Source organism: Pseudomonas sp. SGAir0191 (assembly GCF_002812565.2).
Classification (GTDB): domain Bacteria; phylum Pseudomonadota; class Gammaproteobacteria; order Pseudomonadales; family Pseudomonadaceae; genus Aquipseudomonas; species Aquipseudomonas parafulva_B.
This window is the reverse complement of sequence record NZ_CP025035.2, coordinates 2,361,580-2,379,025: the sequence shown is the minus strand read 5'-3', so window position 1 is coordinate 2,379,025 and position 17,446 is coordinate 2,361,580. Positions and strand designations below refer to the sequence as shown.

General features: G+C 59.3%; 15 protein-coding genes and 3 pseudogenes. 9 read left to right on the top strand and 9 right to left on the bottom strand.

Features of this window, described 5'->3' with window-relative positions:
* The first annotated feature begins 29 nt into the window (after positions 1–29).
* The gene (locus tag CWR53_RS10665) at positions 30–626 is read left to right on the top strand and encodes a TetR/AcrR family transcriptional regulator (RefSeq protein WP_058604610.1); all 597 of its coding nucleotides are present in this window, start codon (positions 30–32) and stop codon (positions 624–626) included.
* A gap of 271 nt (positions 627–897) precedes the next feature.
* On the opposite strand, the pseudogene CWR53_RS10655 reads toward CWR53_RS10665, so the two are convergent.
* From CWR53_RS10655 to CWR53_RS10640, 3 genes and pseudogenes are all read right to left on the bottom strand, one after another.
* Positions 898–1,194, bottom strand: a pseudogene (locus CWR53_RS10655) (GrpB family protein); the annotation flags it as partial.
* Positions 1,169–1,615, bottom strand: coding sequence for a hypothetical protein (locus CWR53_RS10650; RefSeq protein WP_058604608.1), 447 nt, complete (start codon positions 1,613–1,615; stop codon positions 1,169–1,171). The pseudogene CWR53_RS10655 and the gene CWR53_RS10650, both read right to left, overlap by 26 nt.
* A 578-nt stretch (positions 1,616–2,193) precedes the next feature.
* Positions 2,194–2,799: pseudogene (locus CWR53_RS10640) on the bottom strand (site-specific integrase); the annotation flags it as partial.
* Between the two features lie 238 nt (positions 2,800–3,037).
* Between CWR53_RS10640 and CWR53_RS10635 the strand changes: the two are divergent.
* The 3 genes from CWR53_RS10635 to CWR53_RS10625 all read left to right on the top strand — a co-directional run bounded on the left by CWR53_RS10635 (position 3,038) and on the right by CWR53_RS10625 (position 6,471).
* Positions 3,038–3,649: a trans-aconitate 2-methyltransferase gene (locus tag CWR53_RS10635; protein WP_058604606.1), complete on the top strand. Its 612-nt coding sequence runs from the start codon at positions 3,038–3,040 to the stop codon at positions 3,647–3,649.
* 310 nt (positions 3,650–3,959) lie between these two features.
* Positions 3,960–5,210: an MFS transporter gene (locus CWR53_RS10630; protein WP_100851479.1), complete on the top strand. Its 1,251-nt coding sequence runs from the start codon at positions 3,960–3,962 to the stop codon at positions 5,208–5,210.
* Between the two features lie 7 nt (positions 5,211–5,217).
* A complete protein-coding gene (locus CWR53_RS10625) occupies positions 5,218–6,471 on the top strand; it encodes an arsenic transporter (protein ID WP_100851478.1) in 1,254 nt (417 codons plus the stop codon).
* Between the two features lie 25 nt (positions 6,472–6,496).
* Here the strand turns inward: CWR53_RS10625 and CWR53_RS10620 are convergent, their stop codons facing one another.
* Both CWR53_RS10620 and CWR53_RS10615 read right to left on the bottom strand, forming a co-directional pair.
* Positions 6,497–7,711: a type II toxin-antitoxin system HipA family toxin gene (locus CWR53_RS10620; protein ID WP_058604603.1), complete on the bottom strand. Its 1,215-nt coding sequence runs from the start codon at positions 7,709–7,711 to the stop codon at positions 6,497–6,499.
* Positions 7,711–8,055, bottom strand: coding sequence for a transcriptional regulator (locus tag CWR53_RS10615; protein ID WP_078478616.1), 345 nt, complete (start codon positions 8,053–8,055; stop codon positions 7,711–7,713). The genes CWR53_RS10620 and CWR53_RS10615 overlap by 1 nt, the downstream gene beginning before the upstream one ends.
* 248 nt (positions 8,056–8,303) lie before the next feature.
* Here CWR53_RS10615 and CWR53_RS10610 point away from each other — a divergent pair, with 248 nt between their 5' ends.
* The gene (locus CWR53_RS10610) at positions 8,304–8,600 is read left to right on the top strand and encodes a hypothetical protein (protein ID WP_058604601.1); all 297 of its coding nucleotides are present in this window, start codon (positions 8,304–8,306) and stop codon (positions 8,598–8,600) included.
* 18 nt (positions 8,601–8,618) lie between these two features.
* Here CWR53_RS10610 and CWR53_RS10605 read toward each other — a convergent pair whose 3' ends face one another.
* Entirely contained in the window at positions 8,619–10,241 is a 1,623-nt protein-coding gene (locus CWR53_RS10605) for a hybrid sensor histidine kinase/response regulator (protein ID WP_100851477.1), read from the bottom strand.
* Positions 10,242–10,356: 115 nt separating this feature from the next.
* On the opposite strand from CWR53_RS10605, the gene CWR53_RS10600 reads away from it, so the two are divergent.
* Positions 10,357–10,971, top strand: coding sequence for a response regulator transcription factor (locus CWR53_RS10600; protein WP_100851476.1), 615 nt, complete (start codon positions 10,357–10,359; stop codon positions 10,969–10,971).
* Between the two features lie 155 nt (positions 10,972–11,126).
* On the top strand, positions 11,127–11,297 hold the full coding sequence (locus CWR53_RS22965) for a hypothetical protein (protein WP_181405504.1): 171 nt from the start codon (positions 11,127–11,129) through the stop codon (positions 11,295–11,297).
* Positions 11,298–11,322: 25 nt separating this feature from the next.
* On the opposite strand, the gene CWR53_RS10595 is transcribed toward CWR53_RS22965, so the two are convergent.
* Positions 11,323–11,592 (bottom strand): DUF6555 family protein, encoded by a 270-nt coding sequence (locus tag CWR53_RS10595; RefSeq protein WP_027915584.1) that lies wholly within the window; start codon positions 11,590–11,592, stop codon positions 11,323–11,325.
* Between the two features lie 131 nt (positions 11,593–11,723).
* Positions 11,724–11,897: pseudogene (locus CWR53_RS10590) on the bottom strand (general stress protein); the annotation flags it as partial.
* A gap of 319 nt (positions 11,898–12,216) precedes the next feature.
* On the opposite strand from CWR53_RS10590, the gene CWR53_RS10585 reads away from it, so the two are divergent.
* Together CWR53_RS10585 and CWR53_RS10580 are read left to right on the top strand one after the other, a co-directional pair.
* A complete protein-coding gene (locus CWR53_RS10585; protein WP_100851475.1) occupies positions 12,217–16,356 on the top strand; it encodes a CheR family methyltransferase in 4,140 nt (1,379 codons plus the stop codon).
* Between the two features lie 90 nt (positions 16,357–16,446).
* Positions 16,447–16,845: an NUDIX hydrolase gene (locus CWR53_RS10580; RefSeq protein ID WP_058604596.1), complete on the top strand. Its 399-nt coding sequence runs from the start codon at positions 16,447–16,449 to the stop codon at positions 16,843–16,845.
* A gap of 44 nt (positions 16,846–16,889) precedes the next feature.
* Here CWR53_RS10580 and CWR53_RS10575 read toward each other — a convergent pair whose 3' ends face one another.
* On the bottom strand, positions 16,890–17,441 hold the full coding sequence (locus CWR53_RS10575) for an ATP-dependent Clp protease proteolytic subunit (RefSeq protein ID WP_058604595.1): 552 nt from the start codon (positions 17,439–17,441) through the stop codon (positions 16,890–16,892).
* Positions 17,442–17,446: the final 5 nt, after the last annotated feature.

The following is a 17,446-nucleotide window of genomic DNA, read 5'->3' as shown; positions in this document are numbered from 1 at the left end:
GCATGCCATTGAAGACAAGGAATAACTGGATGGTTCGTCGCACCCGCGTCGCAATGCAAGAAACCCGAGCCCTGTTGCTGGCCACCGCCCGCCAGATGTTCAGCGAGTTGGGGTATGCGCACACTTCGATGGACGATCTGACCGCCCGGGCGGGTTTGACCCGAGGTGCGCTTTACCACCATTTTGGTGACAAGGAAGGGGTGCTTGCTGCGGTCGTCGAGCAGCTTGATGCGGAAATGGACGAGCGCCTGCGTGCTATCACCGATACCGCCGAGAATCCCTGGGACGGTTTTCGCCAGCGTTGTCGTGCCTATCTGGAAATGGCGCTGGAGCCAGAAATTCAGCGAATCGTGTTGCGTGATGCCAGAGCGGTGTTGGGTGGCGGATCGCCAGAGGCCCAGCGGCATTGTATAGAGTCGTTGCGCGAGTTGATTGAAAATCTGATGCTGCAGGGTGTACTTGTCAAGGCGCGGGCTCAAGCACTGGCCGCACTGATATACGGTAGCTTGGCGGAAGCGACAGTATGGATTGCAGAGGCCGATGACGGTGATGTGCGACTGGCGCAGGCAAGCCAGGCGTTAGAATTGCTGTTGCGCGGGGTACTGAAGCGGCCCACGGATGGGTGACCGCTATCGACCCAAAGCTGCCATTGAATTCTGCTCCCTCCTTGTAGGGACGGGCTTGTCCCGCGAACACGGGCGTAGCCCGTGCCAGACGACGCCTTTTGATGGACCGGCCAATTCGCGGGCCAAGCCCGCTCCTACAAAGTCCTGCGGCATCGTCTGCACATTGAACAGCAGATGTGGCGCGCCAGTGAGGTGATGTCATCCCGCACGTAGGCATTGTCAGTAAATGCCCAGTGGAGTCAGTCGCGGCTGACCGCAGTCGACTCATCGCTCATTCTGGAGTGGATATACCGGCATGAAGCAGTGCCGCAATAATAAACGGAGACTTTTTCTCCAGATACTCAGCCATCCCACCTGTATTGCTCGACTCCAATTGGAACTTCAACGCTTCATACTGCTGGCGGACCGTGGCATCTCGCCTAAGCAAATCTCTGAACCCCAGCATCTGGAGGATCGTAAGGTGGCCGCGGGTACAAGCGTGGAGCTTGTGCGTGCGAATCCCATCCACATTACGCCGGTAGAAATGATGCCCTTCCGATAGGTCACTTCCTCGTACATATCCCAAACTCCTCCTGTGCGGCTTGAACAACCGCGTCGGGGTCGGAGGATATGATGTCCTTCGGCAGCTTACCCGCCAAATACGAATTCGATGATTCGAACCACAAAGCCATGCCCCAGCCATTCATCCTGGTGGCGAGCACAGCGATGATGCGCTGCATTCCCGGCGACCCTATGGCCAGGCTGAGCGATTCGACGGCGTAACGCGGGAAGTACTCCACACCCTCGTAGTGAACAGAGAAGATCGCACCGTCTGGGTACCGGCCAGGAGCGCCGTCGCTGCGTCCCTCAGCCACCGCCGGCAACAGTGCATTCAGCTCTGACCAGGTGAGCCAATCTCCACTGGCTATGACCCTGGCCTGTGACTTGGACTGAAAAATGGCCTCTCGGCGGGAAAGATTCCTCGCCTTTGGAATTCCCGCATTCTGCAAGACGCTCCTTAAGCATTAAGGGGAGAGGGCACAACAAGCCAGTGCCGAGCTGCCCGCCAAGAGATAGATCAACATTAATTCAGATTTTTCAATGCTGGTCCTGGTCGACCGTTTGCCCAAGGAAAACGCCACTCGCGGAAGCCCGCTCATTAGGGCGAGGCCACTGGCTGGTCGTTGTCGATGATCAACCCATCAACGGCGACCCGTGTCGTGGAAGTAATCGTCCTGGGCAACCAGGCCCAAATCATCAGTCAGAGCAGACGGTTCATCACTGAATAGCTGTTGAACGCGCCGCTCTTGCTTCATGTACGCCAAGGTCTGAAAAAAGCAGTGCTCACAGAGGTGTACCTCGAATCGCTGCCCGTCGTGCTCGCTGCCATAACCCCAGTGGGCGTGTAGGGTTCCATACTGACAACCGCCCGCGGCCCTGCGCGTAGAACAGCCGCAGACGTCACAGGTCACATCAGTAACGGCCTCAACCTCAACCAGCCCGGTAGTTTTCACTGTGAACTCCTAGATAAATGGCTTCGAGCCATGTGGGACGGCAAGCTGGTGGTTGACGACTGGGCAATCCAGGCTCAACCGCGGTCGCGCATGCCGATGCGCTTCACCGAATGCGCACGTTCCTGATCATGTGCGTGGTAATAGGTGTTCTGGGTTGTACTGAGGTTGCTGTGCCGCAGGTCTTCTTGCAGGTCCTTAGGATTGCGCAGTGGAGCGTCAAACGTGGCCGAGGTGTGACGCAGCCAGTGCGCAGACGCACTGCGCAGACTCTCCATCTCATGGTGAGCGCGGCCTTCGCTGCGCATCTTCTCCACGGCTTTATCAAAAACGGCTTGGAGGAGGGCGCGGATCTGTCGGTCAGACAAGCCTGCTCGCCCCTTGAGTGTTTTGATCAGCGGCGTACTTTCCCCTGGATGAGGTAATTCGGAGAGCCCCAGGAATCGTCGATAACGTTTTAAATAGCGCTCTACGTAGATATCCCGCACGGCAATCTTGGCTGCCTTGTTGCCTTTACCCACCGTGAAGTACCACCAGTTGCCTTCATCATCTAAGCGAAAGTCACCCATGGTGGGTTTCCAATTCTTTCGGCCGGCGAGATCTGAAACCCGCAGGTACATGGCGAACAAGGTGGCAACAATAAACAAAGTTCGTTCATGCCGCTGCGGCTCGGTGTTCGCCATTAATACTGGTGAGTCGCCTCATTTAGCGACAGCCTCAATATACGGGTAGGTCGCGGATGAACGCTGGGCGAATCATCGAAAAGAAAGCCACTCAACCCAACAAGCTCATCCACCATTTAACATAATACACATTATGCGCATCTAGGTATTTCCAGTTCGATACGACCCTGGGGTACATTCGAACCCACGAACCGCATACAGCGTCCTCCTGTAGACCGCTCACGGAAACCCTCTTCCCATGTCCTACCATCTATCAGCTGACCACATCATCGACCTCTACGATCGCCATGCATTCACCTGGCACCAAAAACGTGCCAATCACTTCACCGATCGCAAATGGATTGAGCGTTTCGGGGCCTTGTTGAGGCCGTCAGCAACTGTTTTAGATCTGGGCTGCGGCTCTGGCCAACCTGTGGCGCGATATCTGGTCGGAATCGGCGCTCGCATTGTGGGTGTAGATTCCTCCAACCAGATGCTGACCCTTTGCAGTGCACAGTTTCCTGAACAGCAATGGATTCACGCAGACATGCGCGCGCTTGCATTGGGACGCCAATTCGACGCGATCATTGCTTGGAACAGCTTCTTCCATCTCAAACCCTCAGATCAGCGCGGGATGTTCCCGGTTTTCCGTCGTCACGCGGCTCCAGGGGCGTTGCTCATGTTCACGAGTGGGCCTTCTTACGGTGAGGCCTTGGGTACATTCGAAGGCGAAACGCTGTATCACGCGAGTCTAAATGCCAAGGAATACGCCGATCAGTTGCGCATCAACGGGTTCGAGGTAGTCGATCACGTTGTTGAAGATCCAGAATCTGGAGGACTAACCGTATGGTTAGGGCGCCTCCTGCCCTAAACTAATATAACTACAGGTGATAACTACACTAAATATTCATTTAGTTTAGTTATAAAATGATCCTTCGTATCGTCGTAGCCAGCCCTACCTTCCCAAGCTTTTCATCTGATGATGCCCTGATGACCAGGCCTGTTATTCCATCCCTCACTGATTCTTGGCCGTCACCCCAGACAACTCAAATCCGCCTCTGGAACCTATTATCGCAAAGCACAGTCTTTGCCAATGACACCCCAGCATCAGTACTCGCCTGCCGTCCATCCCCCGGCCCACGCCAGCGAGATGGCTGCGTGGCCCTCTCGAGAGCACGTCCTTGGAAAACCCTAGGCAATCCGCCCCGTATCGCTCGCTTGACTGGTTGAACTTCTTCCTCGCCGATGTACGTGACGGACTTGGACCGTACCTCGCCATCTACCTACTTGCCGTTCATCAATGGCAGCCCGCAAGCATAGGGCTGGTCATGACGATTGCCGGTGTTACTGCCCTGCTCGCTCAGACGCCCGCCGGCGCCCTGATTGACCGTACGCCTGCCAAGCGTGCCGTGGTGGTCATAGCGGCAGTACTGGTAACCGGGAGCTGTGTGCTGTTGCCTTTTATCACGTCATTTACCTGGGTCGCTATAACCCAGACTGTAAGCGCACTGGCCGGCTCCGTGTTCGCGCCGGCGATCGCTGCCATCTCACTGGGGCTGACCGGACCGAAGGCGTTCACGCGACGCGTAGGGCGCAACGAAACCTTCAACCATGCTGGCAATGCGTTCTCTGCACTACTGGCCGGTGGGCTCGCCTACCTTTATGGCCCAGTAGTGGTGTTCTATTTGATGGCTGCCTTGACCGTGGCCAGCGTCATCGCGGTAGCATGCGTGCCGGGCGCCGCCATCGACCACCACGTGGCTCGCGGTCTGGCCCATGGCCCGAACGATCAAGACAATCCGGCTGGCTTTGCGCTGCTGTTGCATAACCGCACCTTGCTGCTCTTCGCGATCTGCTGCGCTTTGTTCCACCTGGCCAATGCGGCCATGCTGCCATTGGTAAGCCAGAAGCTCTCCCAGGTCGACCTGCGCCTGGCCACGCCGCTGACCTCGGCCTGCATCGTGGCAGCCCAGCTGGTCATGGTACCCATGGCGCTGTTGGTCGGGGCGCGTGCCGAACAATGGGGGCGCAAGCCGTTCATGCTCGTGGGGTTCCTGATACTCCCGCTGCGCGGCGCCCTCTACACCTTGTCGGACAATCCCTTCTGGCTTGTAGGCGTGCAGTTACTCGACGGCATTGGCGCCGGCATTTTCGGGGCGTTGTTCCCGATCATCGTCAAGGACCTCACCGAGGGCACCGGGCGGTTCAACGTCAGCCTTGGGGCGCTTACCGCCGTGTTCGGTCTAGGTGCAGCGCTAAGCCCTGGTCTGGCTGGGTTCGTCGTCCAAGCGGCGGGCTATAATGCCGCGTTCCTGACGCTGGCCGGGATCGCAGCCTGCGCCTTCGTGCTTGTGCTGGTCGCCCTGCCCGAAACCCACCCGCGTCAGGGCGATGCGCCCTCCTCCTCAATGCCGTCAGCCGCCGGAAACTGAACCCTTCATGCACCTGAGCCAAACCTCATTGATCATCTGGATCGTCTCGGCCCTGGCCACCGCCGGCGTCATACTCCGACCCTTCAAGGTGCCGGAATTTATCTGGGCGCTGGGTGGCGCCATCGCACTCGTGCTATTTGGGCTGATTGCGCCGATGAACGCTTTGGCCGCCGTGGCCAAGGGCGGCGACGTATACCTGTTTCTGATCGGCATGATGGTGCTGGCCGAAGTGGCCCGTCAGGAAGGCCTTTTCGATTGGGTAGCCCGGTACGCCGTAGGACATGCCCGGGGCTCTGGCCAGCGCCTGTTCAATCTGGTTTTCCTGGTCGGCACTCTGGTGACCGTCTTTCTCTCGAACGATGCCACTGCCGTGGTTCTTACCCCGGCAGTGTATGCAGCCTGCAAGGCCGCCAAGGCTGAGCCCCTGCCCTATCTGTTCATCTGTGCGTTCATCGCCAATGCCGCAAGCTTTGTCCTGCCCATTTCCAATCCCGCCAACCTAGTGGTTTTCGGCAGCCAGATGCCGCCCTTGTGGGACTGGCTCAGGCAATTCACTTTGCCTTCGTTGGCGGCCATCATGGCGACCTATCTCATGTTGCGCATTACCCAACGCCGCCAGATCTGCCAACCGCTTGCCCTGACTGTGCAAGCACAGCCTCTTTCAGCCGGTGCCCGTCTGTGTGCATGGGGTATTGCGCTGACTGCTTGCGTGTTATTGGGTGCTTCGGCACTGGACGTACCCTTGGGCCTGCCTACCTTCAGCGCTGGTGTCGCGACCACCGCGCTGATTCATTTGCGCCAACGGCGCAGCCCGATGCCCGTTATGCGACACGTGGCCTGGAGTGTACTGCCATTGGTTGCGGGCTTGTTCGTATTGGTCGAAGCTGTGGCCCAGACAGGCGTGATCGAACACTTGGCGCACATGCTCATGACCATGGAGCAGCGGTCTCAGGCCGCTGCGAGCTGGACCGCTGGGCTCGGTGTGGCCGTGGCAAGCAACTTGATGAACAACTTACCGACTGGGCTGATTGCCGGCTCAATGGTTGATATCGCCCACCTGCCTCGGCAAACCACCGCCGCGTTGCTGATCGGCGTCGACCTGGGCCCGAACCTGTCCATTACCGGGTCCCTTGCAACCCTGCTCTGGCTGGTGGCGATTCGACGTGAAGGCGAGTCTGTCAGCGCCTGGCAATTCCTGCGCCTGGGTCTGCTGATCATGCCGCCAGCCTTGGCCGCAGCGCTGTTGGCCCTTATGGTCTGATTGCCGCAAAGACCCCGCTGCAAAATCAACTGAGCATCCGATCACTGCTCGCCGCTGCGCATGCGCTGTCCAGGTCCGCACCCGCGAGGAAGGTGGCATAGTGATCGCGAAGCGCAGGTACCCAGCTGGCGACCTCTTCGAGCACATGCTCGGCTTGGTCCCGCGCCAGCCCAAAGTGGGCATGATGGCTCAGCAGGTTTAACCTGCTGATTTGGCTGCCTTCGCGCCCGACGGCCATGGCCAAAGCCTTGGCCGGCCCCTCATCGAGCATTGGCAGAACATCGTAGAGCGGTGAAAGACGCCACTGGCCATCAAGCCAGATCACCGCATGGTTGCGCGGGTGGTCATCCGAGTTGCCAACCATGGCGTTGTAGCACATGCGTGTGAACAATGCTTGCAGGTCACCGACCGGCACTCCCCGACGGCGCATCTCGTCGGCCACTGCGGCATATTGCCAGTCTCTGTGGTATGGCGCGTTCCACTCTGAATCAAGCAGTGTCAGCGCACTGAGCATTGGAATCCGCCGCGCACCATCCTTAATGGGGAGCCGGTCGAAGCGCTCTACCAGCAAGGTGGACGGGCTGTGTGCATGCAGCGCCGTGCGTGCAACACTCAGACCCTTCATTGCCGCAAACGTCATGCAGGCATGCTCGATGCTTGGTAGGTCGTAGTGATCGAAACGGTCGCGTGGCTTGGCCAGGATCAGCATGCCCTTGTCCTGCAGCGTTCGCTTCGGCCGCGCTCCACCCAGTGCCGAGCGCTGCTGACGCATGCTCAAGGCAGTGATCGCCTCGGCAGTCAGTTGCCCATCATAAACCGCCTCACATGCCGCGATGAACTTGGCCAGGCCGTTTAGGCTCGGGATGGTACCCTCGCCAGTGCCTTCGTCGGGCGTGCGGGCTCGCCCCGCCATCAGGTTGCCGACGCGGTCGTTGTTAGGAGACTTGAGCAGAAAGTCCAGCGTGCTCAAAGCTTGCCCATAAACCCGATGCAGCAAGCGCTCCCCCCAACCGTCCGGCATCGCATCGTTGATGAAGCCAGGTATGCCCCGGTTACGTGTGATGCCCGTGTAGGGTTCGGCACGCAGCGGGTAGTGGATCGGGTCTGGTACCCATCCGCCCTGCGCCACGTATTCGGGTGCGTAGACGAATTCGCCCAGTCTGCCCTTCAGGCTCAGGCGGCCGAGGGTGACTACTTGGCCGCTCTCGGGATGCTCCATGTAGATGTAGGCACGTTGCATCAGAACGCCTCAGGCTTGGGTTTGGGAAGGCGCACGCGTCGGGCTGAAAGTTGCTCAGGGTCATCCTCCAGCTGAACGAAACGGGCCATCTGGGCGCTGTGCTCAACGTCCTCGAGCGTTCGGAAGACCGTATCGTTGATGCCAAGCCGCCATAGCACCAGCATGAAGGAGCGCAGGTCTACGTGAGGCGAGCCCTGTTCGACCTTGCGCAACAGGTGCGGCGATATGCCAATAGCGGCCTTGATGTCCGCCTGCCGAATACCTAGCGCCAAACGCTGTGCCTTCACCAGCATGCCTACACGCGCGAGCATGTCGGCACAAGCCACGGGAAAGAAGTCTTGCATAATGCTCACCAAAGTCAATTTTACGAGGCTTAAGACTTACGTCGGTTGCCTCTAAAATGAGAAACCAGACTCATAGAAGCGACTATAATCAACACTAAATAGTATAAGATCAATATTGGTTGACTCTATATCTCGTATAAATTGATCAAGGCTCTAGTAGCCAGGTGCCATTTAGCACATCCGTCCTAATCGCTCCTCCCTTCAACGCACGCTATATTCCAGGGCTTTCATCGCCAAGGAAACCTCCCATGAGTCCTTTCAAGCTAATCGGCATTGCCGGTGCGCTGTTCGCCGTGGCCGGCTGCCAAACCGTCAAGCCTTCCGATGACACGCTGAAGAAGCGTACCGAGTTCGTACTCAATACCAAGGTCTCCAAAGTGGAAGATGTGCGCAGCGACAGCACCATCACGTACTACACCGCCACAACTGGCAAAGGGCGATTCGAATGCCAGATGCCCAGTGGTGCGCTGGTCGCTGCGGCCGGCATGGGCATCTATCAACCCACCCCCAGCTGCGTGAAAGAAGGCCAGACCGGACGCTTTTGACCGGCGCTATGGCCGCTTTCAATAACGGGGCGAGGTGGCGTTATCACAGAGCGTGCGCAACATGGCCCGCAATTCGGCAGGGCGCACGGGCTTGGACAGCACTGCGATACCGCGACCCTGTACTGCGACCTGTATTCGGTCCGGATCATGCCCCGTCATGATCAAGGCTGGTACAGCCCAGCCCCGCTCGCTGCGCAGCCGCTCGATGCAATCGACTCCGGTGGCGTCCTGGCCAAGGTCATAATCGGCAACGATGACGTCGCAGTCCTCATTCGAAGCGGCAGCAGAACTATGGCCGTCTACCTCGCATCCCCAACGCTGCAACAGGGCCGATGTTGCCCTGAGCACGTTCTGGTCGTCCTCAATCAGGCAAACCCGCAGGCCGTTGAGCCAACCTGCAGCAGCCAGCTCTTGCTCAGGCGCTGCCCGTGTAGGTTGAGGCGTTATCTGTGGCAACCCCTTCAGGCTCACGGTGGTGCCGTGACCGGGTCGAGATCGCAGGTGCACCTGCACGTTCATCAGCCGCGCAAGCCGACGAACGATCGACAGGCCCAACCCGACGCCTTCGACGTCCTTGTCGCGCACTTGCCTGACCCGGTAGAACTCTTCGAACACCAGCGTCTGGTGTGCAGGTTCGATGCCTCGTCCCTGGTCACAGACCATGATGGCAAGCCCATCCCGGCAGCGCCGTACACCTATCAACAGTGGCCGTCCCGATGCGTATTTAAGGCTATTGGACAGGACGTTCTGGACCATGGTCGTCAATATGCCGCGGTCCGCACGCGTCCAGTAGGGGCAAGGCCGCACGCGTATCTCCACCCTCGCCCAGCGAGCAGCCTCGGCATGCTCACGAGCAAGGGCTTCGAGAAAATCGCCCAGAGCAAAGGTTTCGTAGCGCGGCTGCACCCGCCCGTTATCCAGGGTGTACAGGTCCAGAATCGACCGAAACAGCTGGGACACGTTCAGCAACGATCGGTCAATGCTGTCCACCAGCCTGCGTTCCTCCTCGCCCAGCCGCGCCTCGCGCAAACACGCCGTGAACAGACTGATGGAGTGAATGGGTTGGCGCAGGTCGTGGCTCGCCTGGGCCAGAAAGCGGGACTTCTCGCGATTAGCTGCAGCGGCCTGCTCCGAAGCTCGGCGCGTGCGTTCGAGCAGCAAGTGCGCATAGACGGGTATCACGGTACTGGTGGTCAGCAACATCAGCACCAGAAAAGGGTTGGCCTGCCAGTAAGGCGTCAGCCGGTACACCACTACCAGCGCGACCAGCGCCAGCCCGGTCGCAATGGCCAGGTACCGAGAGCCGAAACGCATGCCGTTGCCCAGGTTGACCCACACCATCACGGCATACAGCGGCAGCGCCGCTTCACCGCCGACCACCAAGCCGAAGCAGGTGCCTGTGTAGTCGTGCACCATGCCCAGCACCCGGCGCCACGGATAATGCCCGGGCCAGCGTGCGACGGCCTGGCGCAAAAGCACCGATACCAAGAGAAAGACGAAGATATAGACAACCACCGGCACGTAGAGCGCGGCAGAGCGGTCCAGCAGAAATACCAGCATCGCCACATAGGCGAACGCGCAACTGCCAACAATCAGACGCAAGTTCGCTTGGTCGAGCTCGTTATTTTTATCCATGACCATGGCCGTAATCCTTATCATCAGGTGCCTTTGCTCCCATCACGGGGCAGCACGCACGTGCCAGGGCTGCTACGTTAACATGGCCTGATCGACCTGCGGCCAAAGGGAGTTGCCAAGCGTGACCAGTCGAATAATCGTGGCGGACGACCATCCGCTGTTCAGGGAAGCCATGGTGCGTACCGTCTGCCGTGTGCTGCCAAGCGCCTGCGTGGCCGAGGCCGGTAGCCTGGATGAGGTATTGCAGATTGCCAGCGTTGGCGAGGCCCTCGACACCCTGATCCTAGACCTGCGTTTTCCGGGCCTGGATTCTGTCAACCGCCTTGCCCAGTTGAAACGCCAACTGGCGCGCACGACCTTGATCGTCGTCTCGATGGTGGACGATCCGGTCATCATCGACCAGGTCATGGCCTGCGGCGTGGATGGTTTCATCGGCAAAAGCCTGAGCGCCGAGCAAATGGGCGCCGCCATCCTCGCCGTTCGAGCAGGGGAAGTGATGGTGCGTTACCTGCCTTCCGGCTTGCTGCCGGTCGCCAATGCTGACGCGGGTACCGAGCACCTGACTCAACGCCAACAAGATGTGTTGCGTTTGATCGCACAAGGCAAGACCAACAAGGAGATAGCCAAAGCCCTGGACATCTCGCCCTTCACGGTGCGCATCCACGTTTCGTCACTGCTCAAGGCACTCAACGTCAGCTCGCGGACCGCTGCTGCCGTCAAGTACTCGGCCGGATAGCACCGTTGGTCAGACCCGCGCCTGCGCAGAGGGACTTCTACCCCTGCAGTGGCGCTCTGAAAAAGTGAGGGGTCTGGCAATGGCTGTTCCTCTCACTCCTGTGTTGGCCCGCCTTCGGGGCGGGCCTTTTTTCCAAACCAACGGAGGCGCATGCAGTGATCCAGAACCTTATGATGGGTGGCGGCAATGTCCAGGACGACTGGCCCGAGCTTGAACAAGAGCAGCGCAATGATAGAGTCGACGACCCCGACACTGACCCGGGCCTGACCGATGACGATCAAAATCGTCCAGGCGTACCTGCCAGCGACCCTGAGGCGGGTGTGTAATCAGGTAATGGAAGAGGTTGCGCAATCAGGCGGTGGTGGCAGGGTCTTCTAGAGACTGTCCGGGCTTACTGCCTGATAGGCGCCAAGTCACATCCGTGACGCCGTAGCGCTCAGCCATAGGCCGGCTGACCTTGCGGATCTTCTCGCGCCCGAATTTGGGGATGATGCCGATGCCGGCATCACAGCTCGCCCAGTGCCAGGCCTCGGCATTATCCAGACGTTCCAGACGAATGATGAAGGTGCGTGGCTCGCCATGGAGCCGGTAATCGATGATGTATAACTGGGGACTAGGCATCGCTGCACCCTCCTCTTTTGCGTGGATGACCCTGCGATGGAGTGCAGCGCAGCGCTAAAGATTCAATCGGATATGCGTCGTTGCCCCCCGACGGGTGCCCAGCACGGCCTCGGCGGGCACCCACGACAAGGTCAGCCGCGTGCTTCGCTCGTTACATTGCGCCCGCCGCCGTGGCTGTTCTGACCACCCTTGCGTCCAGCCTGCGAGGCGCGCTCACGGTCATTGGCAAAGTTCCCACCTGAAACTTGGCCCCCTTTCTGCCCAGCGCGGGAGGCCTTTTCGCGGTCGTTGGCGAAATTGCCTGGATTGGTTTCCTTGGTGCCGCCACGTTGACCGGTCGATTTCTGATCACGAGCCATTTCGTATCTCCTTGCGGTTCTGGAAATGCGCACGACATCAAGCCGTGCCCTTCATCGGAACCCGCGCGATAACAGGCTACTCAGTCCCATGGCATGGGTTGCAGACCGGTGGCGCGAAAAGATTATCTGGCCGAACACTTGTGGACCAGTCATTAGCGTCGCATCAAGGCACTCGCGAATATCCGTGCGCGTTGCCTATAATGGCGCTCCTCTTGCCCCGCGACGTGTCGATGGGCTGTCTGTCAGGTCTGTACAGGGCACCGCCATGAAGTCGACCGTTAACCAGCCCGCCGCGCCGCATCCCTCGAACCTCAGTCCTAGCCATCTCAATTTCCCTGTGGTGGGTATTGGTGCCTCAGCGGGGGGCATCGAAGCCATCTGTACCCTGTTCAGGCAGATGCCCGCAGACTCAGGCATGGCGTTCGTCATCGTGCTGCACCTGTCTCCAGACCATCAGAGTGTCGCTGATCGGATCATTCAGGAGACAACCAGCATGCCGGTGAGCCAGGTAACGGAACCGGTGCCGATTGAACGCAACCATGTGTATGTCATCTCTCCTGCCAATCGGCTATCGACCAATGATGGCTACCTGCGAGTAGCGCCGGCCAACAGGCGGCGCGGTGACCATGTGGCCATCGACCTGTTCTTCCGCGACCTGGCCGACGTGCATAAGGATCATGCCTTTTGCGTGGTCCTTTCCGGTACGGGCGCGGACGGCGCCGTAGGCCTGGCACGTGTCAAGGAACAAGGCGGCCTCACCCTGGTACAGAGCCCGGACGATGCTCAGTTTGACAGCATGCCCCGGGCGGCCATCGAGACGGGTCTGGTCGACGTCGTGCTCCCGGCGGCAGAGCTTGCCCAAAAGCTGATGGAGCTGTGGCACAACGCGCGCCAGGTCAATCTGCCACGTATCGAAGACGATAGCCTACCGCCGGCGCTGGGTACCCGAGCCGGTGACCCCCAGGCGTGCGAACCTGTGCTGGAAGACATCTTGCTGCAATTGCGCAGCGCCACTGGTCATGATTTCCAGCATTACAAGCGCGCCACTGTGCTGCGGCGTATCGAGCGACGTCTGCATGTCACGGGACAGGCCGATCTTCGAGCCTACCTGCACTACCTTGAAACCCATGAGGATGAATCGGCAGCGTTGCTGGCGGACATGCTGATCGGGGTTACTAATTTTTTCCGCGACCGCGAGGCGTTCGAGGCGCTTGAGCGTATCGTCATGCCCCAGCTGGCAAATGAGCCGGACCAAGGCGATAACCCAGCCGAAATTCGCATCTGGTCCGCGGGCTGTTCGACGGGAGAGGAGTCTTACAGCCTGGCCATGCTGACGTGCGAGCAGTTGGCCTTGGACCAGCGCGCCAACAAGGTGCAGGTGTTCGCCACAGACCTCGACGAGCGTGCCATTGGCCATGCCCGCACCGGCCTTTATCCAGAGTCCATCATCACCGATGTGCCACCCTCGCGTCTGCGCCAGTTTTTCGCCAAAGAAGACCAGCACTATCGCGTGCGTAAGGAAATACGAGAGAAAGTGCTGTTCGCACGGCATAACCTGCTGTCCGACCCGCCTTTCTCGCAATTGGGCTTGATCGTCTGTCGCAATCTGCTGATATACCTGGACCGTGAAATCCAGCGGGACATCCTGCGCATGTTCCATTTCGCCCTGCGCCCGGGTGGCTACCTGTTTCTGGGCTCTTCCGAATCGGCTGAACTGGCTGGCGATCTGTTCGCGGTGGTGGACAAGCGTAATCGCATCTACCGGGCACGCGAGGTCGCCCATGCCGGCACGCGTCCGGGGCGTCAGTTGCACGGGAGTGATCTAGGCGCTCTGAAGCAACCGGCCACCGCCAAAAGCAGAGCCCAGCGCAAGCCCTCTTACGCTGAGGTGCACCATCGTGCACTGGCCCGCCGAACCCCGCCGAGTCTGATCATCGACGGTGAGGGTACCCTCCTTCATCTGAGCGAAGGTGTCGGGCGCTACATGCAATTGGGCAGCGGTGAGTTGAGCCGCAACGTGCTCAACCTGGTACTGCCCAGCTTGCGACTGGCGCTTCGCAGCACCTTGTTCCAGGCGCGCCAGGGCACCCATGCGGTCACCTCTCGCCCTGTGGACCTAGGCGAGGATGGTCAGCGCTGCCAGGTCGAAATTACCGTGCAACCGCATAAGGATGAGCAAACGGCCGGCGAATACCTGCTGGTGGTGTTCGAAGAGCGTGCGCCCGATCCGTCATTGCCGTTAGTCGATGCCATTCGCCAGACCGACAGCATGGTGCTGAACAACCTGGAGCGAGAGTTGCAGCGCATGCGCGTGCAATTGCAGGAGACCATTGAGCAGTCGGAGCTATCCAGTGAAGAACTCACGGCCTCCAACGAAGAGATGCAGACAATCAACGAAGAGCTTCGCTCGGCCAGCGAAGAACTGGAAACCAGCAAGGAAGAGCTGCAGTCAATCAACGAAGAACTGTTGACCGTCAATTACGAGCTCAAGAGCAAGGTCGAGGAGACCGACAAGGTCAATGACTACCTGCGCAACTTGATCGCCAGCACCGACATCGCCGCCGTGTTCGTCGACCGCAACCTGCACATTCGCTGGTTCACCCCACGTGCGACCGATCTGTTCAACATGCTGCCGGTGGATACAGGGCGCTCCCTGCTGGACATCACTCATCGCCTGGACTACCCCGCCCTGGCCGATGATGCGCGCGCCGTGGTCAATGGCGAGCACATCATCGAGCGGGAAATCGGGGGCCAGGCCTACCACTGGTACCTGGCCCGGTTGCTGCCCTACCGTTCAAGCGAACAGAAGATCGACGGCGCCGTGCTCACCTTCATTGACATCAGCAAGAGCCGCGCGGCCGAAGAGCGTGTGCGACTTGGCGAAGAGCGCATGCGAGTGGTCGCTGAAAGTACCCACGACTTCGCCATCATCCTGTTGGATGAGCAGGGCCTGATCACTGACTGGAATACAGGTGCTGCATTGATCTTCGGCCATGAAAAGGCCCATGTCGAGGGCCAACATTACCAGCTCATCTTCACTGAGGAAGACCGCCAGAACGGCATCCCCGAGCAGGAATTGCAGACGGCGCGCGCCAACGGCCGTAGTCAGGATGAGCGCTGGCACATGCGCAAGGACGGGAGCCGCTTCTATGCCAGTGGTGAAATCTCGCGCTTGAAGGGCAACTCATTGCGTGGCTTCGTCAAGATTGCTCGGGACATGACCGGGCACAAGCGCCTGCACGATGAGCAGAGCAAGCAACTGGCCGAGTCGCAAAGCAGCAGCCACATGAAGGATGAGTTCTTCGCCATCATGTCCCACGAACTCAAACACCCCCTTAACCTGATACAGCTCAACGCCGAGATCCTGCGTCGTCTGCCTTCGATCGCCCACGTCGCCGCTGCGAGCAAGGCGGTGGGTACCATTCGCGAGGCCGTGGCCAGCCAGGCGCGTATCATCGACGACCTGCTGGACGTTGCCCGTATCCGTACCGGCAAGCTCAAGCTCAAGACCGAAGCGGTAGACGTGGTTGCCATCATCGAGGGTATCCACGCGGTGGTCATCAGCGAGCAGCCTGACTCGGCGGTTGTGCTGGAACTGCCTGCAGACGGCTTGCCGCTGTTCATCGACGGGGATAGCACACGCCTGGAGCAAGTGATCTGGAACCTGCTCAACAACGCCCTGAAGTTCAGCTCACCCGGCAGCACCATCCGGTTGTCGCTGAGCCATGATGACACGCAGGTTTCGCTCAGCGTGATCGACCAAGGCATCGGCCTTACGGCAGATAGCCTGGAACACATTTTCGACCTGTTCAGCCAGGCGGCTTCGCCGCTCGGGCATGCGGCGCGAGAGGGCCTGGGCATTGGGCTATCGCTGGTCCGTCAATTGGTGGAGGCCCACGGCGGAAGCGTATGCGCGTACTCTGCCGGTCTTGGTCAGGGCTGTACGTTCACCGTCACTCTGCCCTTGTCTCCAAGCGGTAAAGGCGAGCAACTGGCCTGCCAGCAAACTGAACGCATGGGCCGGCTCGATGGCTTGCATGTACTGCTGGTGGATGACTCACCCGAGGTGCTCGACGTCATGCAACAGCTCCTGGAAATGGAGTGCGCGCAGGTGAGCGCGTTCGCTGACCCCCGCCAGGCGCTCGAAGCAGCACGGCAAACGGACTATGACGTCATTCTGTCTGACATCGGCATGCCAGTCATGGATGGCCATGCCCTGATAAAAGCTTTGCGAGACATCAAGCACCTGCAGCATACCCCGGCCATTGCCCTTACCGGATATGGGGCGAGCGCTGATCAGCATCGGTCGAAGCAGTCTGGCTTTGATCGCCATCTGAACAAGCCTGTCGGCTACGACGAGTTGGTAGAGGCCATCGAGAGCCTCCACGGTTCGGTACCCTACTGACCGTTCGTCGGTCAATTGTTACAGTTTTATGACTTTTGCACGGTGCTCGGCGACTAACTCCTCATAGGAATGTGATTCGCCGGAGTACCCATGAAATCCGCCAAGCCCCGCGCAACCATCATCTGTCGGCATGGCAAACACGCTCATAAATGGCTGTGGGTTCGCAAGCCAAATGCCCCTTGGACGCTGCCAGGAGGCAAGGTAGAACCTGGGGAGACGCCGCTTGAGGCAGCCCAGCGCGAACTGCTGGAAGAGACAGGCCTGCAGGCCCACAATTTCACGCTGCTGATGCGCCACGAAACGCCACAACGCATGCATTATGTCTTCGAGGCCGAATTCGACGAAGCACCGCAGCCCTGCGCCTTGCATGAGATCGCTGACTACCAGTTCGCCCATTTCGAGCATGTCAGCGCGCTCAAGCAAGACATCAAGAAATTGATTCGCTCTTTGCTCGAGTGCGACGCAGCTACCGCAGCGTCTGTGCGCTAACGCCCACTTTTACTGGCTGCTCATTCAAAAACGAGCGTGCCGCTCTAAGCGTGCACGCTCCATTGGCAGTCGCCCGCCTCTATCGGCAAGTCGTCGATTGCATGAATCATCCCGCTGTCCAGGGCTTCTTGTGGGCCAAGGATTCGCGGGGCCGCCATCAAGTAGCGCGGCACGTCAAGTGCCTGTGCTGCGCCCTCGGTGCGCTGCGCCACAATCTGCGCGTACAGGCGCAAGTCATAATCCAGGCTCATGGCATATTCGGCCATGCGTGAGTGGTCGATGGAGCCGTGCAGCGTCCAGTGAAAGGGGTGGAAGAGGAACTTGCTGTGAGTGCATGCGGTGCGGTGCTCGCCGGCCAGGAACAGGATGTTGCCCATTGACTCGACCGTGCCCAGGTTGTGGGTATGCACACTGACCGGCAAGGTCCGCAGGTAGTTGTACAGGGTAAACCCGTAGCTGCACTCGCCGCCCATCGTGGCGACATTCAACTGCACCACCTCGGCCCCCTGGTTCACGGCCTTGGTGCAGGTGTTGATCAGATTGCCGCAGGTAGACGAGTTGATAGGGCCGGTGAAATGGATGATGTGTCGGGCCATGTGCA

Excerpts from the sequence above, each read along its gene's own strand:
- CWR53_RS10620 (WP_058604603.1), bottom strand. The coding sequence starts at position 7,711 with ATGCAACGTGCCTACATCTACATGGAGCATCCCGAGAGCGGCCAAGTA.
- CWR53_RS10665 (WP_058604610.1), top strand. The coding sequence starts at position 30 with ATGGTTCGTCGCACCCGCGTCGCAATGCAAGAAACCCGAGCCCTGTTG.
- CWR53_RS10610 (WP_058604601.1), top strand. The coding sequence starts at position 8,304 with ATGAGTCCTTTCAAGCTAATCGGCATTGCCGGTGCGCTGTTCGCCGTG.
- CWR53_RS10635 (WP_058604606.1), top strand. The coding sequence starts at position 3,038 with ATGTCCTACCATCTATCAGCTGACCACATCATCGACCTCTACGATCGC.
- CWR53_RS10580 (WP_058604596.1), top strand. The coding sequence starts at position 16,447 with ATGAAATCCGCCAAGCCCCGCGCAACCATCATCTGTCGGCATGGCAAA.
- CWR53_RS10605 (WP_100851477.1), bottom strand. The coding sequence starts at position 10,241 with ATGGTCATGGATAAAAATAACGAGCTCGACCAAGCGAACTTGCGTCTG.
- CWR53_RS10575 (WP_058604595.1), bottom strand. The coding sequence starts at position 17,441 with ATGGCCCGACACATCATCCATTTCACCGGCCCTATCAACTCGTCTACC.
- CWR53_RS10595 (WP_027915584.1), bottom strand. The coding sequence starts at position 11,592 with ATGCCTAGTCCCCAGTTATACATCATCGATTACCGGCTCCATGGCGAG.
- CWR53_RS10585 (WP_100851475.1), top strand. The coding sequence starts at position 12,217 with ATGAAGTCGACCGTTAACCAGCCCGCCGCGCCGCATCCCTCGAACCTC.
- CWR53_RS10625 (WP_100851478.1), top strand. The coding sequence starts at position 5,218 with ATGCACCTGAGCCAAACCTCATTGATCATCTGGATCGTCTCGGCCCTG.
- CWR53_RS10615 (WP_078478616.1), bottom strand. The coding sequence starts at position 8,055 with ATGCAAGACTTCTTTCCCGTGGCTTGTGCCGACATGCTCGCGCGTGTA.